This window comes from Skermanella stibiiresistens SB22 (assembly GCF_000576635.1).
Lineage (GTDB): Bacteria > Pseudomonadota > Alphaproteobacteria > Azospirillales > Azospirillaceae > Skermanella > Skermanella stibiiresistens.
On the sequence record NZ_AVFL01000019.1, the window covers coordinates 1 to 26,667 of the forward strand.

At 67.6% G+C, this 26,667-nt stretch carries 27 protein-coding genes; 16 read left to right on the plus strand and 11 right to left on the minus strand.

Annotated elements, in window-relative coordinates:
• The first annotated feature begins 46 nt into the window (after positions 1–46).
• Positions 47–412, plus strand: coding sequence for an aconitase family protein (locus N825_RS22440; protein WP_037457308.1), 366 nt, complete (start codon positions 47–49; stop codon positions 410–412).
• On the opposite strand, the gene N825_RS22445 is transcribed toward N825_RS22440, so the two are convergent.
• From N825_RS22445 to acnB, 3 genes are all read right to left on the minus strand, one after another.
• Complete coding sequence (locus N825_RS22445) at positions 403–1,764, minus strand: MFS family transporter (protein WP_281174373.1); 1,362 nt, start codon at positions 1,762–1,764, stop codon at positions 403–405. The two genes, N825_RS22440 and N825_RS22445, sit on opposite strands and share 10 nt — an antisense overlap.
• Before the next feature lie 172 nt (positions 1,765–1,936).
• Positions 1,937–2,506: an LPS assembly lipoprotein LptE gene (lptE, locus tag N825_RS22450; protein WP_198038829.1), complete on the minus strand. Its 570-nt coding sequence runs from the start codon at positions 2,504–2,506 to the stop codon at positions 1,937–1,939.
• A gap of 153 nt (positions 2,507–2,659) precedes the next feature.
• Positions 2,660–5,248, minus strand: coding sequence for a bifunctional aconitate hydratase 2/2-methylisocitrate dehydratase (gene acnB / locus N825_RS22455; RefSeq protein ID WP_037457312.1), 2,589 nt, complete (start codon positions 5,246–5,248; stop codon positions 2,660–2,662).
• 436 nt (positions 5,249–5,684) lie between these two features.
• Between acnB and N825_RS22460 the strand changes: the two genes are divergently transcribed.
• From N825_RS22460 to N825_RS22505, 11 genes are all read left to right on the plus strand, one after another.
• Complete coding sequence (locus tag N825_RS22460; protein ID WP_037457314.1) at positions 5,685–6,671, plus strand: TRAP transporter substrate-binding protein; 987 nt, start codon at positions 5,685–5,687, stop codon at positions 6,669–6,671.
• A 14-nt stretch (positions 6,672–6,685) separates the two neighbouring features.
• Positions 6,686–7,261, plus strand: coding sequence for a TRAP transporter small permease (locus N825_RS22465; RefSeq protein ID WP_084164980.1), 576 nt, complete (start codon positions 6,686–6,688; stop codon positions 7,259–7,261).
• Complete coding sequence (locus N825_RS22470; RefSeq protein WP_037457316.1) at positions 7,252–8,547, plus strand: TRAP transporter large permease; 1,296 nt, start codon at positions 7,252–7,254, stop codon at positions 8,545–8,547. The genes N825_RS22465 and N825_RS22470 overlap by 10 nt, the downstream gene beginning before the upstream one ends.
• A 31-nt stretch (positions 8,548–8,578) precedes the next feature.
• On the plus strand, positions 8,579–9,322 hold the full coding sequence (locus tag N825_RS22475; protein ID WP_037457318.1) for a GntR family transcriptional regulator: 744 nt from the start codon (positions 8,579–8,581) through the stop codon (positions 9,320–9,322).
• Positions 9,323–9,364: 42 nt separating this feature from the next.
• Entirely contained in the window at positions 9,365–10,201 is an 837-nt protein-coding gene (gene kduI, locus N825_RS22480) for a 5-dehydro-4-deoxy-D-glucuronate isomerase (protein ID WP_037457319.1), read from the plus strand.
• Positions 10,198–10,974, plus strand: a complete 777-nt coding sequence (kduD, locus tag N825_RS22485) for a 2-dehydro-3-deoxy-D-gluconate 5-dehydrogenase KduD (protein ID WP_281174374.1) — start codon at positions 10,198–10,200, stop codon at positions 10,972–10,974. Before kduI ends, kduD begins: the two co-directional genes overlap by 4 nt.
• A 29-nt stretch (positions 10,975–11,003) precedes the next feature.
• Positions 11,004–11,345 carry a cupin domain-containing protein gene (locus N825_RS22490; RefSeq protein WP_037457321.1) on the plus strand — a complete coding sequence of 114 codons (342 nt, stop codon included), beginning with the start codon at positions 11,004–11,006 and terminating at the stop codon, positions 11,343–11,345.
• Positions 11,342–12,361 (plus strand): Gfo/Idh/MocA family protein, encoded by a 1,020-nt coding sequence (locus tag N825_RS22495; protein ID WP_037457323.1) that lies wholly within the window; start codon positions 11,342–11,344, stop codon positions 12,359–12,361. Before N825_RS22490 ends, N825_RS22495 begins: the two co-directional genes overlap by 4 nt.
• Before the next feature lie 152 nt (positions 12,362–12,513).
• Complete coding sequence (locus N825_RS40825) at positions 12,514–12,642, plus strand: hypothetical protein (protein WP_281174375.1); 129 nt, start codon at positions 12,514–12,516, stop codon at positions 12,640–12,642.
• A 110-nt stretch (positions 12,643–12,752) separates the two neighbouring features.
• Entirely contained in the window at positions 12,753–13,658 is a 906-nt protein-coding gene (locus N825_RS22500; protein WP_037457325.1) for a transglutaminase family protein, read from the plus strand.
• Positions 13,648–14,466 carry a transglutaminase-like domain-containing protein gene (locus N825_RS22505; protein ID WP_037457327.1) on the plus strand — a complete coding sequence of 273 codons (819 nt, stop codon included), beginning with the start codon at positions 13,648–13,650 and terminating at the stop codon, positions 14,464–14,466. The genes N825_RS22500 and N825_RS22505 overlap by 11 nt, the downstream gene beginning before the upstream one ends.
• Before the next feature lie 32 nt (positions 14,467–14,498).
• Here N825_RS22505 and N825_RS22510 read toward each other — a convergent pair whose 3' ends face one another.
• From N825_RS22510 to N825_RS22530, 5 genes are all read right to left on the minus strand, one after another.
• Positions 14,499–15,143 (minus strand): hypothetical protein, encoded by a 645-nt coding sequence (locus N825_RS22510; protein ID WP_037457329.1) that lies wholly within the window; start codon positions 15,141–15,143, stop codon positions 14,499–14,501.
• 184 nt (positions 15,144–15,327) lie between these two features.
• A complete protein-coding gene (locus N825_RS22515; RefSeq protein ID WP_245613203.1) occupies positions 15,328–15,684 on the minus strand; it encodes a RidA family protein in 357 nt (118 codons plus the stop codon).
• 30 nt (positions 15,685–15,714) lie between these two features.
• Positions 15,715–17,154 (minus strand): FAD/NAD(P)-dependent oxidoreductase, encoded by a 1,440-nt coding sequence (locus tag N825_RS22520; protein WP_245613204.1) that lies wholly within the window; start codon positions 17,152–17,154, stop codon positions 15,715–15,717.
• The gene (locus N825_RS22525; RefSeq protein WP_037457332.1) at positions 17,151–17,447 is read right to left on the minus strand and encodes a (2Fe-2S)-binding protein; all 297 of its coding nucleotides are present in this window, start codon (positions 17,445–17,447) and stop codon (positions 17,151–17,153) included. The genes N825_RS22520 and N825_RS22525 overlap by 4 nt, the downstream gene beginning before the upstream one ends.
• A 32-nt stretch (positions 17,448–17,479) precedes the next feature.
• The gene (locus N825_RS22530) at positions 17,480–18,595 is read right to left on the minus strand and encodes an NAD(P)/FAD-dependent oxidoreductase (protein WP_037457334.1); all 1,116 of its coding nucleotides are present in this window, start codon (positions 18,593–18,595) and stop codon (positions 17,480–17,482) included.
• Positions 18,596–18,715: 120 nt separating this feature from the next.
• Between N825_RS22530 and N825_RS22535 the strand changes: the two genes are divergently transcribed.
• Positions 18,716–19,675 carry a LysR substrate-binding domain-containing protein gene (locus tag N825_RS22535; RefSeq protein WP_051512775.1) on the plus strand — a complete coding sequence of 320 codons (960 nt, stop codon included), beginning with the start codon at positions 18,716–18,718 and terminating at the stop codon, positions 19,673–19,675.
• A gap of 8 nt (positions 19,676–19,683) precedes the next feature.
• Positions 19,684–19,857, plus strand: coding sequence for a HigA family addiction module antitoxin (locus tag N825_RS22540; RefSeq protein ID WP_084164982.1), 174 nt, complete (start codon positions 19,684–19,686; stop codon positions 19,855–19,857).
• A gap of 94 nt (positions 19,858–19,951) precedes the next feature.
• Here the strand turns inward: N825_RS22540 and N825_RS22545 are convergent, their stop codons facing one another.
• The gene (locus N825_RS22545) at positions 19,952–20,605 is read right to left on the minus strand and encodes a hydrolase (protein ID WP_037457506.1); all 654 of its coding nucleotides are present in this window, start codon (positions 20,603–20,605) and stop codon (positions 19,952–19,954) included.
• 154 nt (positions 20,606–20,759) lie between these two features.
• Here N825_RS22545 and N825_RS22550 point away from each other — a divergent pair, with 154 nt between their 5' ends.
• Positions 20,760–21,656 carry a LysR family transcriptional regulator gene (locus N825_RS22550; protein WP_037457336.1) on the plus strand — a complete coding sequence of 299 codons (897 nt, stop codon included), beginning with the start codon at positions 20,760–20,762 and terminating at the stop codon, positions 21,654–21,656.
• A 27-nt stretch (positions 21,657–21,683) separates the two neighbouring features.
• On the opposite strand, the gene N825_RS22555 is transcribed toward N825_RS22550, so the two are convergent.
• Both N825_RS22555 and N825_RS22560 read right to left on the minus strand, forming a co-directional pair.
• The gene (locus N825_RS22555) at positions 21,684–23,408 is read right to left on the minus strand and encodes a hydantoinase B/oxoprolinase family protein (RefSeq protein ID WP_037457338.1); all 1,725 of its coding nucleotides are present in this window, start codon (positions 23,406–23,408) and stop codon (positions 21,684–21,686) included.
• Entirely contained in the window at positions 23,405–25,462 is a 2,058-nt protein-coding gene (locus N825_RS22560; protein ID WP_037457340.1) for a hydantoinase/oxoprolinase family protein, read from the minus strand. Before N825_RS22560 ends, N825_RS22555 begins: the two co-directional genes overlap by 4 nt.
• 154 nt (positions 25,463–25,616) lie before the next feature.
• Between N825_RS22560 and N825_RS22565 the strand changes: the two genes are divergently transcribed.
• Positions 25,617–26,498: a LysR family transcriptional regulator gene (locus N825_RS22565; protein WP_051512776.1), complete on the plus strand. Its 882-nt coding sequence runs from the start codon at positions 25,617–25,619 to the stop codon at positions 26,496–26,498.
• Positions 26,499–26,667 lie beyond the last annotated feature (169 nt).

Here is a 26,667-nt window from a genome sequence, read left to right on the forward strand (position 1 = left end):
TTACGAGTATGGCCGGTGCATACACATTTTCCCTAAGTGAACGGTATTGGGCCTGGACCACGGCCTCCGCGTGCCCGAGGGCACCCGCCTGTATCTCCAGTTCGGCACGCTGGCGGTGCGCGAATACTGCCGCGAAAAGGGCTACATCGAGGTGTTCGAGGCGGTGGGCGCCGAGGTCATCCCGCCCGGCTGCGGCGCCTGCGCCAACTGTGGTCCCGGCCAGTCGACCCGAGCCGATCAGGTCTCGATCAGCTCGGCCAACCGGAACTTCCCCAGCCGCTCCGGCCCCGGCAAGGTCTGGCTCGGCGGTCCGTACACCGTCGCGGCCAGCGCCCTGGCCGGCAAGCTCGCCAGCTTCCACGACCTGAGGGAGGCCGCCAGGGCCGGGTCAGGGGCCGAACCTCAGTCCTGAGCCGTGCCGTCCAGGTGACTGTGGCGGCGGGTGTCGGGCATCAGGATGGAGGATACCAGCGTTACGGCGATGAGCGCCGTGACGTACCAGCCGAACCAGTCCTCGCGCCCGACCGACTTGAACCAGAGCGCCACGTATTCCGCCGTGCCGCCGAAGGCCGCGTTGCCGACCGCGTAGGTGAAACCGACCCCGAGCGCCCGCACGGTGCTCGGGAACAGCTCCGCCTTCACGACGCCGCCGACCGAGGTGTAGAAGCTGGCGATGACCAGCCCGGCCGAGACCAGCGCGAAGGCCGACCACGGATTGGTGGTCTGGCCCAGCCAGCGCAGCAGCGGCACCGATCCGACCAGGGCCAGCACGCTGAACAGCAGCATGTTGTTGCGCCGTCCGATCCGGTCGGACAGGGCGCCGAAGGCCGGCTGGAGCAGCATGTAGATCACCAGCACCGCCGTCATAACGACGCTGACCACGCCGGCTTCCATATGCGCGGTGTTGACCAGATATTTCTGCATGTAGGTGGTGAAGGTGTAGAAATACAGCGACCCGCCCATGGTGAAGCCCAGCACGATCAGCACCGAGCGCCGATGCTTGAGCAGTTCGAGCAGGGAGCCCGCCTCCTTCCGCTTCATGTCGTCGGCCGACGCGGTCTCGTCGAGCGAGCGGCGCAGATACATCGCGACGACGGCGGTGACCGCCCCGATCACGAACGGGATCCGCCAGCCCCACGCCCGCAGCTCGTCCCCGGACAGGCCCAACTGGAGCGCTCCCAGCACCAGCAGGGCCAGCAACTGGCCACCGATCAGCGTGACGTACTGAAACGACGAGTAGAAGCCGCGATTGTCCCTGTCGGCGATCTCGCTCATGTAGGTCGCCGCCGTGCCGTACTCTCCGCCGACCGACAGCCCCTGCGCCAGCCGCGCCACCAGCAGCAGCACGGGAGCCGCGGCGCCGATCGTCCCATAGGTCGGCAAGACCGCGATCATCAGCGATCCGGCGCACATCAGCAGGACGGAGATGACCATCGAGTTCCTGCGGCCATGGCGGTCTGCGATCCAGCCGAACAGCCAGCCGCCGAGCGGCCGCATGAAGAAGCCCAAGGCGAAGATGCCCGCCGTCGCCATCAACTGGCTGGTGCGGTCGCCCGAGGGGAAGAACGCCGCCGCGAAGTAGATCGACGTGAAGGCGTAGGCGTAGAAATCGTACCATTCCACCAGATTACCGGAGGAGGCGCCGACGATGGCCTTGATGCGGCGGTTGCGATCCTCCCGATTCAGGGCGGCGGCCGCGGCGGCTGCGGTACCCTCGGCGGCATGGTCGCCCGACGTGGAGTGTGGCCCGGCTGTTGTTCCCACGATTTTCTCCAGCTTGCGGACAGAGACCTGTCGGTGATGCCGTGACCCATGGAGAAGGTCCCGGCATCACCCGCCAACAACCGAAGCGGTGAAAAGGTGATGGGTGCGGGGCAGGGTTGCCGAGCCCGCGGGTTCCATGCGGTCGGACCCCCGGCGGGGAGATGCCGGCCTGTCAGAGTGGCGCCAGGGCCCCTTCCCGCTGATAGAGCAGGCCCAGCATCCGGGCGATGTTCTCGCGGATCGCCTCCTCCAACGCGTCGCGCTCCATCAGCACGGGCTCCGGTAAGCCCGACGTGATCTTCCGTTCGGCCACCGTCGCCTCGTTGGCGCGCCAGACCTCGGTCCCCGTCTGGGCGTTCCTCAGGACATAAGTGGCGGTGATGGTGATCCGCGTCTCGAAGGGCCCCGGTATGGTCGGCGTCGTCGCGTCGGTGATCCGCATGTCGAGCCGGTGGACCGGCCGGCTGGCGGCCAGCAGCCCCCGGCTCGCGAGCGTGTTGATCAGCGCCTCGCGCAGGTCGTCGCGGGAAATGGCACCCACGCCGCCGATCTGGCCCGCGGCGGCGCCTTCGAGCGCGATCTCGCCGACCTCGATGCCCTGCTGGAGGGTGCCATCCCGAGGCTGAGCGGGATCGCTGGAGTCGGTGGGAACCACCATTTGTGGCATCCGGGGATGGACGTCGCCGGGTGCGGTCTGACAGGCGGCGAGCAGGATGGTCAGGAGAGGAATAACGTATCGCATGCCGCACTTGTGCATGATGGTGGCGAGCTGTCACCTCATCTTTCGTGGAATCCCGAAATGGGTTGTTCGATCCGCCCTCGCGCCATGCCACCAAAAGAAAATCCCCGCCGGTCGCCCGACGGGGGTTTTCACGTCCGTGTCCGTCCGAACCGGTCAGGCGACCGCGACCGTGTCCGCGACCTCGCGGAAGGCCGGGATCTGGTCGAAGTTCATGTAGCGGTAGATGTCGGCGGCCTTGCGGTTGACGACCTCGACCTGCTCCAGGTACTCGGCCACGGTCGGGATCCTGCCCATCAGCGCGCAGACCGCCGCCAGTTCCGCCGAGCCGAGATAGACGCGGGTGTCGATGCCCAGCCGGTTGGGAAAGTTGCGGGTCGAGGTCGACATCGCCGTCGAGCCCTTGCGGACCTGCGCCTGATTGCCCATGCAGAGCGAACAGCCCGGCATCTCCATGCGGGCGCCCGACTTGCCGAGGACGCTGTAATAGCCTTCCTCGTTCAGGATCATGGCGTCCATCTTGGTCGGCGGCGCGATCCACAGCCGGGTCGGGATGTCGGACTTGCCGTCCAGCACCTTGGCCGCCGCGCGGAAGTGGCCGATATTGGTCATGCACGAACCGATGAACACCTCGTCGATCGTGTCGCCGGCGACTTCCGACAGCAGCTTGACGTCGTCCGGATCGTTCGGGCAGGCGACGATCGGCTCGGCGATGTCGGCCAGATCGATCTCGATCACCGCCGCGTATTCGGCGTCGGCGTCGGGGGCCAGGAGCTGGGGATCGGCGATCCAGGCCTCCATCGACTTGATCCGGCGCTCCAGCGTGCGGCGGTCGGCGTAGCCGTTGGCGATCATCCAGCGCATCAGCGTGATGTTGGAGCGCATGTATTCGATGATCGGGGCCTCGCTCAGCCGCACGGTGCAGGCGGCGGCGGAGCGTTCGGCCGAGGCGTCCGACAGCTCGAAGGCCTGTTCCACCTTCAGGTCGGGCAGCCCCTCGATCTCCAGGATGCGGCCGGAGAAGATGTTCTTCTTGCCCTTCTTCTCGACCGTCAGCAGGCCCTGGCGGATGGCGTAGAGCGGGATCGCGTTGACGAGGTCGCGCAGCGTCACGCCCGGCCGCATCGTGCCGGTGAAGCGCACCAGGATGCTCTCGGGCATGTCCAGCGGCATGACGCCGGTGGCGGCGGCGAAGGCGACCAGACCGGACCCGGCCGGGAACGAGATGCCGATCGGGAAGCGGGTGTGGCTGTCGCCGCCGGTGCCGACGGTGTCGGGCAGCAGCAGGCGGTTCAACCACGAGTGGATGACGCCGTCGCCCGGCCGCAGCGAGACGCCGCCGCGGGTGGAGATGAAGGCCGGCAGTTCCTGGTGCGTCTTGACGTCGACCAGCTTGGGATAGGCCGCCGTGTGGCAGAACGACTGCATCACCAGATCGGCCGAGAAGCCCAGGCAGGCCAGGTCCTTCAACTCGTCGCGGGTCATCGGGCCGGTGGTGTCCTGCGAGCCGACCGTGGTCATCCGGGGTTCGCAATAGGTCCCCGGCCGGATGCCGGCGCCTTCCGGCAAGCCGCAGGCGCGGCCGACCATCTTCTGGGCCAGCGTGAAGCCCTTGCCGCTGTCGGCGGGGGTCGACGGCAGGCGGAACAGGGTGGACGGCTCCAGGCCCAGCGCCTCGCGGGCCCGCGCGGTCAGGCCGCGGCCGATGATCAGCGGGATGCGGCCGCCGGCGCGGACCTCGTCGAAGATCACGTCGGACTTGACGGTGAACTCGGCGATCACCGCGCCGTCCTTCAGGGCCTTGCCGTCATAGGGGCGCAGTTCGATGACGTCGCCCATGTCCATCCTGGAGACGTCCGGCTCGATCGGCAGCGCGCCGGCGTCCTCCATGGTGTTGTAGAAGATCGGCGCGATCTTGGTGCCGAGGCAGACGCCGCCGAACCGCTTGTTGGGGACGAAGGGGATGTCCTCGCCGGTCCACCACAGCACCGAGTTGGTGGCGGACTTGCGGGACGAGCCGGTGCCGACCACGTCGCCGACATAGGCCACCAGGTTGCCCTTGGCCTTCAGCGCCTCCAGCTGCTTGACCGGACCGCGGTTGCCGGGCTCGTCGGGGTCGATGCCGGGGCGGGCGTTCTTCAGCATCGCCAGGGCGTGCAGCGGGATGTCGGGCCGTGACCACGCGTCCGGGGCCGGCGACAGGTCGTCGGTGTTGGTCTCGCCGGTCACCTTGAAGATGGTCAGGGTCAGGCTCTCCGGAACCTCCGGGCGCGAGGTGAACCACTCGGCGTCGGCCCAGGATTGGAGCACGGCCTTGGCGTTGGCGTTGCCCTGGTCGGCCAGTTCCTTGACGTCGTGGAAATAGTCGAACATCAGCAGGGTCGTCTTGAGGCCCTGGACCGCGGCGGCGCCGCATTCGTCGCTCGCCAGCAGGTCGATCAGCGCCTTGATGTTGAAGCCTCCGAGCATGGTGCCGAGCAGTTCCGTCGCCTTGACCGCCGGGACCAGCGCGCAGGCCTCCTCGCCCTTGGCGACCTTCGCCAGGAAGGCGGCCTTGACCTTGGCGGCATCGTCCACGCCAGCCGGGACGCGGTGCGTCAACAGGTCGAGCAGGAACTCCTCCTCGCCGGCGGGGGGAGCCTTCAACAGGCCGATCAGGTCCTCGGTCTGCTGGGCGGACAGCGGCAGGGGCGAAATCCCGAGTGCGGCACGCTCTGCGGCATGCTGGCGGTAGGCTTCAAGCACGGTTGGTTCCTCTCGTCTAAGATTGTCGCGGGACTTCGCTCTTCATGGCTCCGATCGCTCCCGCCGTTGTGCCGGGTTCCGCCTGGCTAGGCGATCAGGTTTATTGCCGCGGCCCTCCGGCGTCGTGGCCGGACGGAGAACGATCGCGAGCATTAATCCCAAAGGCGTGCGAAACTTATCTTATTCACGTCCTTTTCGAAAGCCGTCAAAATCCCGCTTGCGCGACAAACTAACATATTAGTATATTGGAACTACGAAACGGGCCGCAGACAGACAGAGCCCGGGGATCCAGGGAGGAAGACCAGTTCGACGCGCTCGATGACCGCCGCATGGCCGCGGCCATCCGCCCTCGGACACTCCTCCCCAATCGAGACTGCCGGTGCCGGGTTCTCCCGACATCCCAAGACATGTCCGTGTTCTCAGGAGGAATGACCCAATGAAGGTGAGCAAGAAGTTCCTGGCAGGCCTCTTGATGGCCGCCGCGTTCACGGTCGGTACGGCGGGAAGCGCCGCCATCGCCCGCGATTTCCGTTCCGCCGACGTCCACCCCAAGGACTATCCGACCGTCCGCGCCGTGGTTTACGCCGGCGAACTGGTCAAGAAGGCGACCGATGGCAAATACGCCATCAAGGTGTTCGGCGACAGCGCGCTGGGGTCGGAGAAGGACACGGTCGAGCAGGTCAAGCTCGGCGGCCTGGACATGGTCCGCGTCAACACCGCCGCGTTCCACAACATCGTGCCGGAGACGCTGGTCCCATCGATGCCCTTCCTGTTCCGCGACGAGGCGCACATGCGCGCCGTGCTCGACGGCCCGATCGGCGACGAGATCCTGGCCTCGTTCGAGAAGGCCGGCTTCATCGGCCTCGCCTTCTACGACAGCGGCTCGCGCTCGATCTACGCCAAGAAGGCGGTGCGGTCCCCGGCCGACGTCAAGGGCATGAAGATCCGCGTCCAGCAGTCGGACCTGTGGGTCGCCATCCTGGGCGCCATGGGCGCCAACGCGACGCCGATGCCGGCGGCGGAGGTCTACACCGCGCTGAAGACCGGTCTGGTCGACGCGGCGGAGAACAACTATTCCTCCTACCAGTCGTTCCGCCACTTCGAGACGGCGCCGTTCTACAGCGTGACCGAGCATTCCATGGCGCCGGAAGTGCTGGTCTTCTCCAAGAAGATCTGGGACGGCCTGTCCAAGGACGAGCAGGCGATCATCCGCAAGTCGGCCAAGGAGTCGGTCCCCTACATGCGCCAGCTGTGGGACGAGCGTCAGGCCAAGGCCAAGGGGGATGTGGTCGCCGGTGGCGCCACCGTCGTGGCCGATGTCGACAAGGCCGCCTTCCAGGCGACCATGAAGCCGGTCTACGACAAGTTCCTCAGCGATGACCGCCTGAAGGATCTGGCCAACCGCGCGATGGCTCAGAAGTAAGGGCTCCTGGCACCATGACCGTCGTTCCCAGCCGTTCGGATGGGCAGATCGAGGGCGTGCCAGCCACGCCCTCCCTGGCCCGAAAGACGAACATCCCCTTCCTGACCCCCTTCAACGCCGTGCTCAGCCGCGTGTGCATGAAGCTGGCCGTGGCCGGGCTGTTCGGTATCGTCGCCGCCGTCGTCTGGCAGGTCTTCGGCCGCTACGTGCTGAACGACACGCCGGTCTGGGCGGAGAGCACCGCCCTGCTGCTGGTCATCTGGGTGACGATGCTGGGAGCGGCGGCGGGAGTCCGCGACGCCGGCCACATCGGCATGGAATCGCTGGTGGTCCTGCTGCCGCCCGGCCTCCAGCGCGTCTGCGAGATCATCATCCACTGCCTGATCATCATCTTCGCGCTGACGATGATCGTCTATGGCTGGGAGATCATGCTCTCGGTGTGGGAATACAGCATCCCAACCATGCATGGGTTGTCCCAAGGCATCCAGTACATCCCGGTCGTCCTGGCCGGCGTCCTGATCACCCTGTTCTCGCTGGAACAGATGATCGCGACCATCCAGCACAGCGAGGTCGAGCCGTCATGGCATTGATGATCCTGTCCGGCAGCTTCGGGCTGCTCCTGGTCCTGGGTGTCCCTGTCGCCTTCGCCATCGGCCTGGCCTGCGTCGCCGCCATCTCGTTCGAGGGCATCCCGGTCGCCGTGGTGTTCCAGCGGATGGTCTCGGGAATGAACATCTTCTCGTTCCTGGCCATCCCGTTCTTCATCTTCTCCGGCGAGTTGATGCTCCACGGCGGCATCGCGCAGAAGATCGTCGATTTGGCCAAGAGCGCCGTCGGCCACGTGCGCGGCGGGCTGGGCATGGCGAACGTCGTCGCCTGCACGCTGTTCGGCGGCGTGTCCGGCTCGCCGGTGGCCGACGTCTCGGCCATGGGCGGCGTCATGATCCCGATGATGAAGCGGGAGGGCTACGACACCGACTACGCCGTCAATGTCACCACCCACGCCTCGCTGGTCGGGGCCCTGATGCCGACCAGCCACAACATGATCATCTACGCCTTCGCCACCGGCGGAAAGGTGTCGATCACCAGCCTGATGCTGGCCGGACTGGTTCCGGCGCTGTTCCTGACGGTCTGCATGCTGGTCGCCGCCTACTTCGTCGCGGTCCGGCGCGGCTACGCCGCCAGCGCGTGGCATGGCTGGAACGCGATCCTGACCTCGTTCATCGCGGCCCTGCCGGGCTTGATGGTGGTCGTCATCATCCTGGGCGGCATCACCACCGGCGTCTTCACGCCAACCGAATCGGCGGCCATCGCGGTCTGCTGGTCGCTGCTGCTGACCTTCGTGATCTATCGCACCATGACCTGGGAGAAGCTGATGGTCGCCGCCGCCAAGGCGGTCAAGACCACCGGCGTCATCCTGCTGCTGATCGGGCTGTCGGCGACCTTGCAGCACCTGATGAGCCTGTACGAGCTGGCCGACCTGACGGGAGAGACGCTGGCCGGGCTCTCGACCAATCCGATCGTCATCTTCCTGATGATCAACATCATCCTGTTCGTGCTCGGCACCTTCATGGACATGGCGTCGACCATCCTGATCTGCACACCGATCTTCCTGCCGATCGCCATGGCGATGGGCATGGGGCCGGTCCAGTTCGGCATGGTCATGCTGATCAACTGCGCCCTGGGCCTCAACACGCCCCCGGTCGGCACCACGCAGTTCGTCGGATGCGCCATCGGCGGCATCACCGTCGGCCAAGTGATGCGGACCATTCTGCCGTTCTACGCCGCTTTGACCATCGCCCTGCTGTTCGTGACCTATATACCGGGCTTCTCAACCTGGCTGCCCAGCCTCGTGCTGGGTTCGCCGGTGCATTGACACGGCAAAGGCGAGACGGGAGACGGCGGACATGACTTCGACGGTGGAACACGCTGAAACGGCCCCGCCGGGGCGGACGGGGGGCGTCAGGCTCCGGTCGTCCCGGCGCGGCGCCACCATGGCCTCGGTGGTCTTCCGGGAACTGCGTGACGAGATCGTCTCGATGCGGAGGACGCCCGGCGAGGCGATCGTCGAGAAGGCGATCGCCGAGGGCTACGGTGTCAGCCGCACTCCCGTGCGCGAGGCGATCCTGAAGCTGGCCGACGACGGGCTGGTCGAGGTGTTTCCCCAGTCTGGCACCTATGTCTCGCGTATCCCGCTCAACCGGCTGTCCGAGGCGATCGAGATCCGCAAGGCGCTGGAGGTGGGCACCGTCCGCCATGCCGCCACCCGCGCCACGGCGGCCGACATCAAGGCGCTCCAGGCCAATCTTGATCGTCAGCGCCTTATGCGCGAGGCCGGCGACCAGGAGGGCTTCCACCAGTCGGACGAGGCGTTCCACGCCCTGCTGGCGGAGATCTCGGGCTATCCGGGATTCTGGACGATCATCCAGCAGGTCAAGATCCAGGTCGACCGCTGCCGCCGCCTGACCCTGCCGGAGCCCGGCCGGCTGGTCAGGGTCATCGCCGAGCACGCCGCCGTGGTCGACGCCATCGCCGAACATGACGCCGAGCGCGCGGTGCGGAGCATCGGCGCCCACCTGGACGGATTGCGGGCGGCGGTCGACGCCGTCAGCGCCGCCCACCGGCAATACTTCACGATGGTGCCGGAATGACGGCGCCACACCACACCCTCCGTATTTGAAAAGGCCCCGACCATGAAGATGACCATCCGCCACGTGGCGCATCCCGATGCTGTGCGCAACTTCGACACCGAGACGCTGCGCGAGCACTTCCTCGTGCCGACCCTGTTCGAGGCGGACGACGTGGTCATGACCTACAGCCATGTCGACCGCTTCGTCGTCGGCGGCGCCATGCCGGTGGCGGGTCCGATCACGCTGGAGACCCACAAGGCGATCGGGTCCGACACCTTCCTGAAGCGCCGCGAGCTGGGCGTCATCAATGTCGGCGGCGCCGGCCGCGTCGTGGTCGACGGCGTCACCTTCGACCTCGAACCGCGCGACGCCCTGTATGTCGCCATGGGCAGCGTCGATGTCCGGTTCGAGAGCGTGGACTCCGCTAATCCCGCCAAGTTCTACCTGAACAGCACGCCCGCCCACGCGCGGTTCGAGACCATGCGGATCCCGCTGTCCGCCGCCCGCAAGGTGGCGCTGGGCGATCCGGCGCAGTCCAACGAGCGGACGATCTACCAGCTGCTGCACCCCGACGTGGTCAAGACCGCGCAGCTGGTGATGGGCATGACGGTGCTGAACCCGAACAACATGTGGAACACCATGCCGTGCCACGTGCACGACCGCCGCAGCGAGGTCTATTTCTACTTCGACCTCGCGGAGCAGGCCCGGGTGTTCCACTTCATGGGCGAGCCGGACCAGACCCGGCACATGGTCATCGCCAACGACCAGGCCGTGATCTCGCCGCCGTGGTCGATCCACAGCGGTGTCGGCACCAGCAACTACACCTTCATCTGGGCCATGGCGGGCGACAACCAAGACTTCACCGACATGGACATGGTCCCAATGGACGTGCTGCGGTGAGCGAGGGAATTTCCAGGGGCAATCCCTTCGACCTCACCGGCCTGACGGCCATCGTGACCGGCGCCAACACGGGGATCGGGCAGGGGATCGCGGTGGCCCTGGCGCGGGCCGGCGCCGGCATCGCGGCGGTCGGCCGCTCAGCCATGGACGAGACCGCCGGCTTGGTGGCGGAGACCGGCGCTCCCTTCCTGGCGATCCAGGCCGATCTGGGGTCGATCGAGCCGGTGGCGTCGATCATCCGCCAGACGGTGGAGTGGAGCGGGCGGGCCGACGTGCTGGTCAACAACGCCGGCATCATCCGCCGGGCGGACAGCATCGACTTCACGGAGGAGGACTGGGACGCCGTGATGAACGTCAACCTCAAGTCCGCCTTCTTCCTGGCCCAAGCCTTCGCGCGCCAACTGCTGGCGGACGGCCGGCCGGGCAAGGTGATCAACATCGCCTCCATGCTGTCCTTCCAGGGCGGCATCCGCGTGCCGTCCTACACGGCCTCCAAGAGCGGCATCGCCGGCCTGACGCGGCTGCTGGCCTGCGAGTGGGCGGCCAAGGGCATCAACGTCAACGCCATAGCGCCCGGCTACTTCGCGACCAACAATACCGAGGCGCTGCGGAACGACGACAAGCGCAACACCGACATCCTGGCCCGCATCCCCGCCGGGCGCTGGGGCAAGCCGGAGGATCTCGGCGGCGCCGCCGTCTTCCTGGCCTCGTCCGCGTCTGACTACGTGCATGGCGTGACGCTGCCAGTGGACGGCGGCTGGCTCGCCCGCTGAGTTCGCGAAACCTTGAGAGGATAGACATCATGGACCAACAGACCGACGTCTTCATCCTGGACCAGAACCTGGACTGGCAGGATCTCGGCAACGGCATCCGGCGGAAACTGCTGGGCTACAACGGCTCGATCATGATGGCCCGCATCGAGTTCCAGGCCGGCGCCATCGGGACCGAGCACAGCCACCCGCACATCCAGTGCAGCATGGTGGAGAGCGGCGCCTTCGACGTCACCATCAGCGGCCGCACCCAGCGGCTGCGGGCCGGCGACGGCTATCTGGTGCCGGCCGACGCGGTCCATGGCGCCGTCTGCGTCGAGCCCGGCATCCTGCTGGACACCTTCACCCCCGCGCGCGGGGATTTCCTGGCATGACCAGACGCCGCCTCGGCGTGGTCGGGCTGGGGATGGCCTCGGCGCCCCATGTCGAAAGCCTGTTCGATCTCTCCGATCGCGTCGAGGTGGCGGGTGCCTTCAGCCCCTCGCCGGAGCGGCGCTTCGCCTTCGCCGCCCGCCACGGCCTGCCCGTGGTCGAGACGATCGACGCCCTGCTCGATGACCCGACCGTCTCGGCGCTGATGGTCCTGACCCCGCCCGACAGCCACGCGGATCTGGTGGCGCGGGCTGCTGCGGCCGGCAAGCACGTGCTGCTGGAAAAGCCGCTGGCCGCCACGCCCGCGGCCTCCCTCGCGGTGGTCGAGACGATGGAGCGGGCGGGCCTGACGCTGGGAATCGTGCTCCAACACCGCTTCCGCCACGCCGCCGAGAGGCTGCGCGACCTGCTGGCCGCCGGAACCTTGGGCGACCCGCTGACCGCCGCCGTCTCGGTCCGCTGGTGGCGCGACCACGACTATTATGCCCAGCCGGGCAGGGGCATGAAGGCCCGAGATGGCGGCGGCGTGCTGCTGACCCAGGCGATCCATACACTGGACCTGTTCGTCAGCCTCCTCGGCCTGCCGTCCGACGTCATCGGCTTCACCGCAACCACGCCGCTCCGCCGGATCGACACCGAGGACGTGGTCTGCGCGGCGCTCCGCTGGTCCAGCGGGCTGATGGCGACGCTGAACGTCACCACGGCGGCCTATCCCGGCTTCCCCGAGCGCATCGAGATCGCCTGCACCCGCGGCTCCGCGATCCTCGGCGGCGACCTGCTGGAGGCCCACACCCACGACGGCGAGGAGATCCGCGTCGGCGGCGACGGCGCCACGCTGGGCGGCGGCGCCGACCCCATGGCCTTCCCCAACCAGCACCACCGCGCGGTCTTGGCCGACTTCCTCGACGCGCTGGACGAGGGCCGCCAGCCTCGCGTCAATGGCCGCGAAGCGCTGCGGGTGCATCGTCTGATTGAAATGCTCATTGAGAGTGGGGAAAATAAACGGATTGCCACTTGACGATATTTCCCGGCGCCGCTGGTAATTTCGTTTCCTTCGGGCCAGATGTGGTAAAGTAAAGGTCATGGCCGCGTTTCAGGTTCATGGATTCTGACGCGGGGCGGGCAATCGGCCTCTCCGCCGGAACGCACCGCCGGATTTGGAGAATTCTCATGGCCAAGGGACAGAAAAAGAGCAACCGCGAGGTCAAGAAGCCGAAGAAGACGACTTCCGCGGCCCCGGTCAAGACGACGATCATTCCGACAGCCGATCGCCGCACTCCGCCCAAGTCGGCTCTCTGACAGCCGCCAAAGGGGAGGGGTTGGATGCGCCGCTCAAGAGGACGCCCCTCCTGACAGACCGCCACCCCTCCGACCGGCCAGCCCCGGGGGCGCGCCCGCCCTCGCCGAGATTGCTGACTGTTCGCCACATCACCCGGTACCGCTACGCCAGCCCTGTCAAGCTGGGCGAGCATCAGATGATGTTCCGGCCACGCGAGAGCCATGATCTCCGGCTGATCACGACGCGGCTGGAGATCCTGCCCAAACCCAAGAACCTCCGCTGGCTGCACGACGTCTTCGACAACTCGCTGGCGATCGCGACCTTCGGTGCCGAGACCAAGGAACTGGTCTTCGACAGCGAGGTGACGCTGGAGCATATCGAGGCGCCCCATCCCGACTACGCGCTGGCGGAGTCGGCGCAGACCTTTCCCTTCGCCTATTCCAGGGAGGAGCGCCTGGACTTGGTCCGCGCGCTGGAACGACAGTATCCGGCCGGCGAGATCGACCGCTGGGCGGCGGGGTTCCTTCCGGAGAACGGCTGCATCGGCACCATGGATCTCTTGCGGAAGATCACCTTGGGCATCCGCGAGCAGCTGACCTATTCGCGCCGGCTGGAGCGGGGTGTCCAAACCCCGGTCGAGACCCTGGCCAAGGGGACGGGAACCTGCCGCGACTACGCGTTCCTGATGATGGAGGGCGTCCGCTCGCTCGGCATCGCCGCGCGTTTCGTCAGCGGCTACATCTATGTGCCCGGTGCCGGGACCGACGCCGACCTCGTCGTCGGTGGCGGCGCCACCCACGCGTGGCTGCAGGTCTATCTGCCCGGTGCCGGCTGGGTCGATTTCGATCCGACCAACAGCATCATCGGAAACCGCAACCTCATCCGGGTCGCGGTCGCCTGGGCGCCGGCGCAGGCCCTGCCGCTGTGGGGGACCTACACGGGACCCAAGGGCAGTTTCCTGGGGATGGACGTGACCGTCAGCGTCCGCGACGAATTGCCAATCACCAACATGAAAGGGCCGAACCATGAAGATTAAGGTTGGCTACGAACTGGTCTACGACTGCCCGCAGCCGACGCCGATGTTGTTGATGTTGAACATCCACTACTCCCGAGCGTCCGACATTCTGGTGCCGGACCATCTCGTCACCGATCCGCCGCTTCCCATCACCGCGTACCGCGATGGCTTCGGGAACTGGTGCAGCAGGGTCACGGCGCCGGCCGGGGTCACGCGGATCACCACCACCGCCGTGGTCCGGGACAGCGGCAAGCCCGACGAGGTCGTGCCCTCCGCCCGGCAGCACACGCTGGAGGAACTGCCGGAGGAGGCGCTGGTCTTCCTGCTCGCCAGCCGCTACTGCGAGACGGAACTGCTCAGCGACACCGCCTGGAAGCTGTTCAGTGGGACCGAGCCCGGCTGGGCGCGGGTCCAGGCGATCTGCGACTTCGTCCACAACCACATCAAGTTCGATTACATGCAGGCCCGGTCGACCCGGACGGCGTGGGAGGCCTACAACGAGAAGGTCGGCGTCTGCCGCGACTACGCCCATCTGGCGGTCGCCTTCTGCCGCGCCATGAACATCCCGGCCCGCTACTGCACCGGATACCTCGGCGACATCGGTGTGCCGCCTCCCCATGGCGTGATGGATTTCGCCGGCTGGTTCGAGGCTTACCTGGGTGGCCGCTGGTACACGTTCGACGCTCGCAACAACACCCCCCGGATCGGCAGGGTGCTGCTCGCGCGCGGCCGTGACGCGGTCGATGTGGCGATCAGCACGACCTTCGGACCCAACACCCTGACCGGCTTCACGGTCTGGACCGACGAGGTGGTCGAAGCCGCCAAGTAGCGGCTCGACGCCGGTTTCGCCCGCGCCCCCGCTCAGTCGTCGGAGGCGCGGGAACTGGCCGCCCTGAGCTTCAGGTACACGTCGGTTCCCTGGTTCAACGCTTGGCGATGCATCTCCTTGACGCGCGTGAGCGCCAGATCCCTGGATTGGACCGTGTCGATGACATCCTCGCCATCCTCCGTCCAGGCGACGATCTCAATCTCCTCCAGGCGTTCCGCCTTGGGATTGCTTCGCCCCAGCCGGTGACCGCCGGACGAGAACGCCTTCTGGGCGGCCTGGAAGCTTTGGGCTTCGGGGCTCAGGTCCTCCTCGTCGGGCAGGGCCGGACGGATGCTCGGCATGACGGGCGCCTCATCCCGCTCGGCAAGGTCGACCAGGGGAAGGTCCGATGCCAGCGTTTCGGGTTCCGGGGTGTCGGGATAGTCGTCGGGGCCGGGTTCGTCATCGCGCTTGGCGGGCTTCGAAGGCTTCGCGTCGCCGTCCGCGCCATCCGCCGCGGGATCGGCCTTCGGCTTGGAGGGCCGAGACGACCCGCCCTTCGCCTCCTCCATCTTCTTGACGATGTAGCGGATCGCCGGTCCGGACACGCCGTGGTCCTTGGCGATCGCCGCCAGGGTCTCGCCCGACTCCCAGCGCTTGAAAATGGTGTCGTGCGCCTCGACGGGGATCTTCGCCATGGGGTCTCCAAGGATATCGTGTCATCCGCTCCACCGCTGGTCCGATGGGAGCGAAGCGTGCCGGGTACCGGCGCGATCACACGGACGGGCAGGGGCCGCGTCCATAAGCGCGACCATGCCCCATCCGGACCCCCTTCGCCATCCCATCCTATGGATTTATGGGCCTATGGCATGGGATTCGACGTCACTCCGTGGCGGCGGCCGTCACCACGATCTCGATCTTGACGGTCGGGCCGCCCAGTGTGGCGACGCCGATGGTGGCGCGGGCCGGCAGGTCGGTCCCGTCGAGCCATTCCAGCCAAGCCTCGTTCATCTCCGCCTTGGCGTCGATATCGGTGACATAGAGGGTGGCGGACAGCAGCTTGGTCTTGTCGGAGCCGGCCGTCGCCAGCAGCTTGTCCAGCTTGGCGCAGATCTGGCGGGTCTGCGAGCCCATGCCGCCGTCGCAATCGTCGGCGATCAGACCGCCGATATAGAGCACGCCGTTGTGGCGGACGACGCGGTGCATGATCTTGGTCTTCTCGATACGTTCGATCATCATTCTTCTTCCGTTGCTTCGAAGGGGAGGTTCTCAGCGCTCCGCCGCGACGGCGGGGATGTCGTCCTTCGACACCGCCGCCAGCTCGGCCAGCGTGATGGGCTTAATGGGAGGGCGCAGCCGGTAGTGGCCGACCTCGGAGGCCGGCACCCGCCGCTCCGCCGCGATCAACTCGGTGACGGTGGTGCCGCACAGGCGGCCCTGACACGGCCCCATGCCGCAGCGGAGGAACGTCTTGGTCTGGTTGGGGCCCGTGCAGCCCAGCCGCACCGCCTCGCGCAGCTGACCCGCCGTCACCTCCTCGCACCGGCAGACGAGGGTGTCGTCCTCGGGAACGCGGAACTGGTCCGCCGGCCGGTATAGCGCATCCAGGAAGCGCCGGCCGCGCGTCGCCCCGGCCAGCGCCTTCCGGATCGGCGCCGCCTCGCGGTCCTGGCCGGCACCGTCGAGGACGCCCATCGCGCTCAGTGCCGCCACCGCGGCCAGCCGGCCCTGATGCTCCGCCGCGATGGCGCCGCCAATGCCGGCGCCATCACCGGCGATCCAGACGCCGTCGACGGTCGAGGCGTTCCACACGTCGGTGCGCGGCATCCAGCAGAGCTGGTCGGGGTTCCAGTCCTGGGCGCAGCCAGCGGCGCTGGCGAGGTTGGGGTTCGGGATCACGCCTTGGTGCAGCAGCAGCGTCGCCGCCGGCATCCGCTCCTCGGCCCCATCGCCCCGGCGGAACGCCACCGCCTCGATCCGGTCCGATCCCAGCGCCCGCAATCCGGTGACCTGGGAGATCACCCGGACCTTCGAGCGCGCCTCGCGCAGCTGCTTCAATCCCTTGATCGCGTAGGACGAGCGCACAAAGCCGGCCATGTGGGGCAGGGCGGCGCGCCAGTTCGCCCGCGGCGTCGTGTCCAGGATCGCGCCGATGGAAACCCCCGCGCGGACATACTGGACCGCCAGCAGCCAGAGCAGCGGTCCCGTGCCCGCCAGCACCAAGGGACCGTCGGGCACCAGGGCGGAGGTTTTCAGCAGGGTCTGCGCCGCCCCAGCCCCCATCACGCCGGGCAGCGTCCAGCCGGGAATGGGAAACGGGCGCTCCATCGCGCCGGTCGCCAGGATCACCCGCGGCGCCTGGATCAAGGTGCCGGCTCCCGCCACGGAGTAGCCGATCTCCAGGCCCGCCTCGGCGTCCCGCGTCAGGCTCCAGACCGAGGCGCCCACCACCCGCTTGGCTCCACTGCTCTCGAACGCCGCGACGAGATCCTGGCCGCGCCGGTAGTCCGGCCCCAGCACGCGCGGATCGCCGATCGGCGTGCGCGTGACGCCCCGGTAGATCTGGCCGCCCGGCGCCGGTTGCTCGTCCAGCAGCAGGGTGCGGATGCCATGGCCGGCGGCGAGCGCCGCGGCGGCGAGACCGGCCGGTCCGGCGCCGATCACGACGAGATCGGCGGGTTTCTGGCTGGTCATGGGGCTGGCGGTCATCGATCGAGCTCCCGCGACCCCATCTGGGTGGCCACCCGCATTCCCGGGGCGACGCGCTCCTGGCAGGCTTGGCGGTTGCCGACGCCATCGATCGTGACGAGGCAGTCGAAGCAGACGCCCATCATGCAATAGGGGCCCCGCGGACTGCCGGAAACCGGTGTCGTGCGGCAATGGGGGACGCCGTTGACCAGCAGGGCCGCCGCGACGGTATCGCCCACGCGGGCTTCCGCCGGGGTCCCGTCGATGGTGAAGGACACGGTTTCCCCGTCCGGAACCGGCAGCCTGTGGAACATGGAAACTCCAGGATGGATGGAAGGGAGGAGGGTCAGGCCGCCGCCCGGAACCGGGCCGACGAGAAGCCCAGCAGGTCCGGAGGCGCCTCGCCGAAAGCCACCCAGCGGGCGAACTCCCGGGCGTGTCCCGGCGCCAGCGTCACGGCGCTGTGCGAGGTCGCGAAGAAGACGCCCGGCCAGTCCGGCGCCTCCTCGTAACAGGGCAAACCGTCGTGGGTCAGCACGCGCAGCGCGCCCCAGGCGCGGACGATGTTGACGTTGGCCAAGTGGGGCAGGGTCTTGACCGCCCGCTCGGCCAGTTCGCGCATGATGATCGAGGTGGTGCCGTTGTCGAACCCGGCGTCCTCCTTGGTGTCGCCGATCAGCACGGTGCCGTTGGGCAACTGCCGGATCTGGGAGAACACCATCGACAGGAACGGCCGCAGCCGCTCGGTCACGATGATCTGGCCGCGCTGGGGCCGAACGATCTCGGGCATCCCGACCTGACCGGCGAAGCGGTTCAGCCCCAGCCCCGCCGCGAACACCACCTTGGACGCCCCGAAGCTGTCCTCGCCGGTCCGCACCCGATAGGCGCCGCCGTCCCGCTCGACCGCGTCGACCCGGACGCTCGGCTTGTATCTGCCGCCCAGCCGGTTGAAGCCCTCGTGCAGCGCCCGGAACAACGCCAGCGAATTGCAGTCGCCGTCGAGTTCGTTATACGACGCGCCAACCACCCCTTCGCCGACCCCGTCGATGCGCCGGCGGACCTCCGCCGCGTCGAGCATGACGGTCTTGGCGTCGTCCGGCTGGTTGGGTGCGATGCGATCGACCAGGGCCGACCGGCTGGCGAATTCCGTGTCGGACAGGCACAGGTGATAGCCACCGGGCCGGCGATAGCCCAGGTCGATGCCGGTCAGCTCCGTCAGCTCGCGGCTGAAGTCCGGCCAATGGTCTATGCTGCGCCGGGTCCACCGGACGTAATCCCCGGAACCGCCGCCCTTGCTCTGAAGCCAGACGAGGCCGAAGTTGCCGCGGGCCGCCCGATGCGCCACGTCGCCCTCGTCGAGCAGCAGGACCGACAGTCCCAGCTGGCGCAGACCCAGCGCGGACGCGATCCCGATCAGCCCGCCGCCCACGACGATGACGTCTTGTTCAGATGTTCCGGACATTACTGGGTGTCGTCCCATGCCTGTTGAAGATCGCCCCTGGAGGATGCCGCATGGTCATTGACGGCCCCCCATAAGTCCAATATCAACAAACTCTCCCGCTATGCCGCGATGTTATAGAGAATGATTTCCCACCGGCAGATCGAAGCGTTTCGCGCGGTGATGCTCCATGGCACCGTTTCCGCCGCCGCCGACAGCCTCAACGTATCGCAGCCCGCTGTCAGCCGGATCATCCGCGACCTCGAGGCCGACCTTGGATATCTGCTGTTCGAGCGGGCCAATGGGCGCGTGACGCCGTCGCTGGCCGCTTTCGACCTGCTGGACGAGGTCGAGCGCTATTTCAGCGGTATGGAGCGGATCGACCATCGGGCGCGCGAGATCGGCCGCGGCCGGCGCATGGGCCTGATCATCGCCGCGATGCCGGCGCTGGCCCATACGCTGATCCCCGACGCCCTGGTCGGCGTGCTGGCGGCCCGGCCGGAATTGTCCGTGCGGGTGCTGGCGGTGCGGACGATCAACGTGCTCCGTCTGGTGGAAAGCCGGCAGGCGACGCTCGGACTCGTCGCCCCCGCGAATCTCGGCGAGCTGACGGCGGTGGAGATGCTGGACGTTCCCTACCGCTGCATCCTGCCGGCGGGGCATCCGCTGGCCAGCCGCCCATTGTCCGATGGGCGCGCCATCACGCTGGAGGATCTGGCGGACTGGCCCTTCATCCGCTTCTCTGGCGATACCGTGACGGGAGACATGCTGGACCAACTGACGCGCGCCGGCCGCTTCACCGCCACCGCCCGCGTCGACACGCACCTGTCCCAGATGGTCTCGGCCTTCGTCCTGCGCGGCCTGGGCGTCGCGGTGGTGGACTCCTTCACGGCCCGCGACCACCAAGCCCGCGGCGGCGTCTCCCTCCCCGTCGATCTGGACGGCCGTCAGTTCCGCTTCGCCATCGCGATGCGCGAAAGCAGCAAACTGGACCGCACCGTCCAAGCCGTCATCGCCGAGATGGTCGCCGTGACCGCCAAGGTCGCCGGCGAGGACCAACTTGGGCTAACGGTGCCCATCCTTGACGGTCATACCCACAGGTGAGGTGAAGCATGCTGACGACCAAACGGAAGCCGGCCACCGTCGGAGAGGTCTTGACCGGAGAGTTCATGGTGCCGCTGGGTCTCACCCAAAGCGCCCTGGCCGAGGCGATGGGCGTTCAACGCGAACACGTCGACGAGCTGTGCGACGATCGTGGGAGCGTCACCGCCGCGACCGCAGGCTAACCGGCCCTTCTGGTGATGCGGGATGCCGGGGCCGCGATCAGCGATCCGCTTTCCGCGATGCGCGTGATCGGCGATCCCGGCATCCCCGCTCAGATCATCGCGCGGTGCCGGGTACGGGCGTGTTGAGCAGCTGCTGCTCCCACAGGTACGCGATGCCGCTGCCGCCGGCGTGCTGCTTGATGACTTCCGTCAACGCGGCGGCTTGATCGGCCCTGGCCCAGTCGCGCTGCCATTCGGCCGCCAGCGCCAGCCAAGTCATCATGTTCGCGCCGGCGGCGATCATGCGCTGGATGGCGACCGCATGGGCTTCGACCGAAACTCCGCCGGACGCATCGGTGATCACGGTGACATCCCAGCCTTCGCCCAGGGCCTGGATCGTCGGCATCGCGACGCACACCTCGGTCCAGAGCCCCGCGATGACCAGCTGCTTGCGACCCGTCGCCTTGACCGCGTCCACGACCTTCCGATCTTCCCAGGTGTTGATCAACGTGCGGTCGATCACTTCCTGCCCAGGGAACACATCGGTGATCTGAGGGAAGAGCAGACCGCCGCGTTCGGCGATCACGGTGGTCAGGATCGTGGGGACACCGAAGGCCTTGGCGGCTTTCGCCAAACCCGCGGTATTGTTGATCACCATCTGCGGTTCGTGACTGTTCACGTTCGCGAGCTGGTAAGGCTGGTGGTCGATCAGAACGAGGACCGAGTCCTCGGGACGAAGAAGCGAAGAAAGGCCGTTACGAAACGTCATCATTACATCCCTCGCCGCCATCGTGGGCGGCCTTGTTTCTTGCGGGAGACATGCGCCAGCGGCGCCATTGCCCGCCAACGACATTGCCGTTCCCTAACGGCATGCGGTAGCGTCCTTTCATGCCAAGCTGTGTCGCGGAATGGGGAACGCTGGGTTGGATATCGAGGAGTTGCGGACATTCGTGGAGGTCGCCGATGCCGGCGGGATTTCACCGGCGGCCCTTCGGCTCGGCGTGTCCAAGTCGATCGTCAGTCGTCGCCTTCTCCGGCTCGAAGCGGAACTTGGCGTCCAGCTTCTCGCGCGAACGACACGCGGGGCCGCCCTCACGGAGGCCGGGGCCACTTTCCGGGACCATGCGGCCAGGGTTTGCGCCGAGATCGACGTGGCCAAGGAAACGATCCTGCCCGCCGGTGACCTGCGTGGCCGCTTGCGGGTCGCGGCGCCGCTGTCATTCGGCCCGACCCACTTCGCTCCCGTGCTCGCGGAAATGGCGCGACGCCATCCCCGGCTCCAAATCCAGACCTGCTATAGTGATCGCTTCGTCGATCTGATCGCCGAGGGTTACGATTGCGCGATACGCGTGGGCTATCTACCGGACTCGAATCTGATCGCGAGACGCGTGGGTCCGATCTTCGGGAAGCTCGTCGCCAGTCCCGACTATGTCAAGGAGCATGGGTCGCCCGAGACACCGGAGGAGATCGTCGCCCATGAAGCCCTCATGCAGGGCACCGAATCCTGGCAATTCATGGATGGTGACAAGATCGTGACGGTTCGTCCGCAGGGACGCTTCAAGGCCGACAACGGCGTGGCCCTGGTCGCCGCCGCGACGGCGGGGCTCGGGATCGCGTACCTGCCCGACTGCCTCACCCATGGACATCTGGCCTCCGGGGCGCTCGTGCCGGTCATGACACGTCATCCACCACCCCCGGCGGGCGCCTATGTCGTCCGCCCGCCAGGTCAGCATCCGGCCCGGAAAATCCGGATCCTGACCGAACTCCTGATCGAGTATTTCGACCAGCAACCGCCCTTCACTGGCGCCGGCCCCGTGTGAGGCCGACGCCTGCGCCTGGAGCCGCGGTCAGCCGCGGGGACCGTAATCGACGGCCGCCGCCTCCGCAGTGATCAAGCCGTCACGGATGTCGCGTTCGATCGCCTCGCGGTCTCGCTCGGCGGGATCGCCGAAGCCGCCGGCGCCGGGGGTCTCGATGCGGATGCTCTCGCCGGTCGTCAGCACCAGATGCGTCACCTTGGAGTTCAACGATTCCTCCCGGTCGGTGCCGTGGTTGCGGTAGAGCCGGGCGGTGGCCCCGTCCTTGCCGCCGGCGACGCCGCTGGCCGCGAACTTGTGGCCGTCGGAGCGGGCCGAGAAGATCGTGCCATCGCTCAAGGCGGAGATCTGGCGCGCGATGCCCAATCCGCCGCGATGCCGGCCGGCGCCGCCGGAGCCTTCGACCAGGGCGTATTCGTCGACGGACAGCGGGTACTCGTTCTCCAGCGCCTCGACCGGCAGGTTCGAGGTGTTGGTCACGTGGACGTGGATGGCGCTCATGCCGTCCATCTGGCTGGAGGCCGGGCCGCCGCCGCCCAGCGTCTCCAGATAGACATAGGTGCCCTCGCGCCGGGCGTGCCGCGCCGAGAAGACGATGGTCGGCAGGTCGTCGTTGCCCGACGACAGCGCCTTGTCCTCGGACAGGATCTCGCGGAAGGCGCCGAAGATCGCGCGCGCCGCCTTCTGGCAGGTGATGCTTCGGGCACCGACGGCGGCGGGGAACTGGGCGTTGACGATCAGCCCCTTGTCCGCCCGGATGTCGATCGACCGCATCATGCCCTCGTTCGGCATCAGCCGCGGATCGAGCAGGGCGCGTGTGGCGTAGAAGACGGTCGCCTCCAGCGCGCTGGTCGTGACGTTCAGCGCCCCCCTGGCCTGGGGGCCGGTGCCGTCGAAATCGACCACCAGGGTGCCGTTCTCGACCCAGACCGTCGCCTTGATCGGCACGGGATCGCCACCCGAGCCGTCGTCGTCCAGATGGCAGGTGAAGCTTCCCCGCTTGCCTTCCAGTTCGGCGATCCGGCGCTGCAGGCGGATCGCGGTGTAGCTCAGCACATCCTCGATCGCTTGGGTGACGGCGTCCAGGCCCATCCGGCGGACGAGGTCGTCCAAAGCCTGGATGCCGCGCTGGTTGGTGGCGATCTGGACCTTGAGGTCCAGGATGCGCTCCTCCGGCTCCCGCGTGTTCTGGGCGATGAAGTACAGCATCTCCTCGTCGATCGCACCACCCTTCATGACCTTGAGCGGCGGGATGCGGATGCCCTCCTCGAACACGGTGCGGGCGCCGGCCGAGATCGAGCCCGGCACGCTGCCGCCCACGTCGGAGTGGTGGGCGATGTTGGCCGCGAAGAACCGGACCTCGCCGTCCGCGAACATTGGCGTCACGATCGAGATGTCCGGCATGTGCGTGCCGCCGGCCAGGTACGGATCGTTGCTGATATAGGCCTCGCCCGGATTCATCGTCTCGACCGGGAAGCGCTCCAGCACGGCGCGGACGCTGCCACGCAGCGATCCCAGGTGGATCGGGATGTGCGAGGCCTGCGCCACCAGGCGGCCGGCGCGGTCGAACAGGCCGACCGAGCAGTCGCGCCGCTCTTTGATGTTGGTCGAGAAGGACGACCGGATCAGCGTGTTGCCCATCTCCTCGGTGATGGTCAGCAGGCGGTTGGTGAAGACCTCCATGCCGATCGGATCGGCGATCCTGCTGTTTTGGGTGGCGTTGTTCCGATTGGCCGTGCCCTGGGAACCGGTCATTGCTTGCCTCCGACGATGGAGATGATGATGTTGCCGTTGCGGTCGAGCTGGAAGCGCGTGTCCGGCGGGATGACGGTGGTGGAACTCATCTCCTCCACGATCGCCGGGCCGGAAACCATCGTCTCCAGGGGCATCTTGCCGCGCTCGTAGACCGGGGTGTCGATCCTGCCGGTGTCGGCGTTGAACCACACAGTCCTATGCTCGATCAGCGAGCCTTCCAGCGTGCTGCCGGACGGTGCCCGAAAGTCGTCATAGGGCTTGGCGACCAGACCCACCGCCTTGGTCCGGCAATTGACGATCTCGACCGTGCGGCCGGGAATGTCATAGCCGTACTCGGTCTTGTGGGCGGCGGCGAAGCGCTCCAGGAACGTCTCCAGGGCCATGGCCTCGCCGGCCGGCACCTCGACGCTGACCTCGAAGTTCTGGCCCTCGTAGCGGGCGTCGACCTGCTGCTGGAACCGGCGCATCTCCGGTGCCACCTTCTCGCCGTCCAGCCAGCCGTCGCCCTCGGCCCGCATGTCCTCGAAGAACCCGCCGACAGAGTCCCAGACCTCCGCGCTGGCGGCGGCGATGCGGGTGCGGACGAAGTCCAGGCTGACATCCGACAGCAGGATGCCGCGGGCGCACATGGTGCCCGGCTCGCGCGGCACGATGACGGTGGGAACACCGCATTCCGCCGCGACCTCGCAGGCGTGCAGCGGGCCGGCCCCGCCGAACGCCATCAGGGCGAACTTGGACAGGTCGAAACCGCGCTCGGTCGAGACGGAGCGGATCGCCCGGCCCATGTTGGCGTTGGCGATGCGGAGGATGCCGGAGGCGACCTCCTCGACCGACAGGCCCAAGGGGATCGCCAGCTTGTCCTCGATCACCCGGCGGGCCGCCGCCTCGTCCACCGGCAGCTTGCCGCGCAGCAGCGTTTTGGGGTTCAGCCGGTGCAGCACGATGTTGGCGTCGGTCGCCGTCGGCAGGGTACCGCCGCGGCCATAGGCGACCGGCCCGGGGACCGCGCCGGCGCTGAACGGCCCCACCTTCATGGCTCCGGCGTCGTCCAGCCAGGCGATGCTGCCGCCGCCGGCGCCGATCACATGGATGTCGACCATCGGGATCTTGACCGGATAGTCCGCCACCGTCCGGCTGGAGGTGAACTGCGGCCGGCTTCCGGCGATCAGCGACACGTCGGTGCTGGTGCCACCGACGTCGAAGGTGATGACCTCGCCGAACCCCGCTTCCCGCGCCACCATGGCGCCGCCGACCACACCGGCCGCCGGGCCCGACAAGCAGGTCCGCACGGGGTATTGGCGGACGGTCGGGATCGACATCAGCCCGCCGTTGGAATGGATGGTGTAGGGTGTTACGGGCATGCCCAACTCGCGCACGCCGTTGGATAGCCGGTCCAGGTAGGTCTGCATGCGCGGGCCGGCATAGGCGTTGAGGACGGTCGTGGACAACCGCTCGAACTCGCGGAACTCCGGCAGCAGGTCGGACGACGCGGTGACGTAGATGTCGGGCGCCGCCGCCCGGACGCGGTCGCGGACCAGCGTCTCGTGCTCCGGATTGCGGTATGCGTGCAGGAAGCAGATCGCCACCGCCTTGACGCCGGCCGCCTTGATCCGCTCGATCACCGCGTCGACTTGGTCCAGCGCCACCGGCCGCTTGACGGCGCCGTCGGCGCCGATCCGCTCCTCGACCTCGAAACGCAGCGCGCGCGGCACCAGCGGGGCCGGCTTGACGTCGCGGTAGTCATAGAGGTTGGGCCGCGTCTGGCGGCCGATCTCCAGCACGTCGCGGAAGCCCTTGGTCGTGATCAGGGCGGTGGGAACGCCCTTCCGCTCGATGATCAGGTTGGTGGCGACGGTCGTGCCGTGACCGACGAAGCCAACTTCGTTCGGCGCGATGTCGAACTGGTCGAGCAACTGGCTGATCCCGACGCGGATCGCCTCCGACGGGTCGGACGGGGTGGACGAGACCTTGTGGAAGGACACCTCGCCCGACCGCTGATCCAGCACGGTGAAGTCGGTGAAGGTGCCACCGACGTCGACGCCAATTCGATACATGAAGCGCTCCCAAGGTATTCCGATCCGCCGGGAGCCTAGGCGGCCGGCAGGTATCTCGGCCAATGGTCATTTCCGATGGTCTTTGATAAGCAGGGCTTATGATGACCGTCCAAGCGCATCGCCCGGCGGTCAGGTGCAGGTGTGGGACACGGGTATGGATCTGGTTCATCTCAGGGCGTTCGCGACCGTCGCCCGGTTCTCCAACTTCACGCGCGCCGCCGAGCGGCTGAACCTGAGCCAGCCGGCGGTCAGCGGCCAGATCCGCGCGCTGGAACAGGAGTTGGGCGCCGACCTGTTCATCCGGGATGGCAAGAAGATCCGCCTGTCCGACGCCGGCGCCCAACTGCTCGGCCCGGCGGAGGAGGTGCTGGCGGCCATGTCCGGCTTCCTGGAGAAGGGCAGGGCGGTGGTCGCGGCCCCGCCGTCGCGGGTGCGGTTGGGAATCATCGTCGGCGCCGACCTGATGCGGACGGGCGGCATCCTGACCCGGATCCACCAGGAGGCGCCCAGCATCAGGGTGGACGTCCAGCAGGGCCTATCGGGCTGGGTCACCACCAGCGTGCGGGCGGGGACGCTCGACGCCGGCTTCTTCCTGGGACCCAACCTGCCGTCCGACGCCGACGCCGTGGAACTGGCCCGCATCACCTATCTGGTGACGCTGCCGGCCGCGTGGCGCGACCGGGTGGAGGGGGCGGACTGGACCGACATCGCGCGGCTGCCGTGGATCTGGACGCCGGAGAACGGCTCCTACCCGCACATCGTCAGGGACATGTTCGCCCAGCGCAACCTGTCCCTGACCCACATCACCGAGGCCGACCGCGAGGAGACCATCGTCACGCTGGTGGCCTCGGGGGTCGGCGCCTGCATCCTCCGCGAGGAGGTCGCGCGCAAGGTCGCGGACGACCACAGGGTGGTCATCTGGGAGAAGGGCCGGCGCGAGGTGCCGCTCTATCTGGTGACGAAGCGGCGCGACCGTCCCGATCCCGCCGTGGAGATCCTGCGCCACGCGGTGCTGGCGGAATGGGGCCTCGCCTGACCGGCGGGTTCCCCCAGCGGCTTCCAAGCAGAAGCTGTCGCCGGTGGAATGTTAATGAAGAGAAAAAACCGATACCACCCCTTGCGCCAAGAGAAACCACCTCCATCTCATGCGTTGTTTCAGTCCGGGCCCCTCTGGCGACCCCTCCCGGGTCGTGATGTCGGACGTG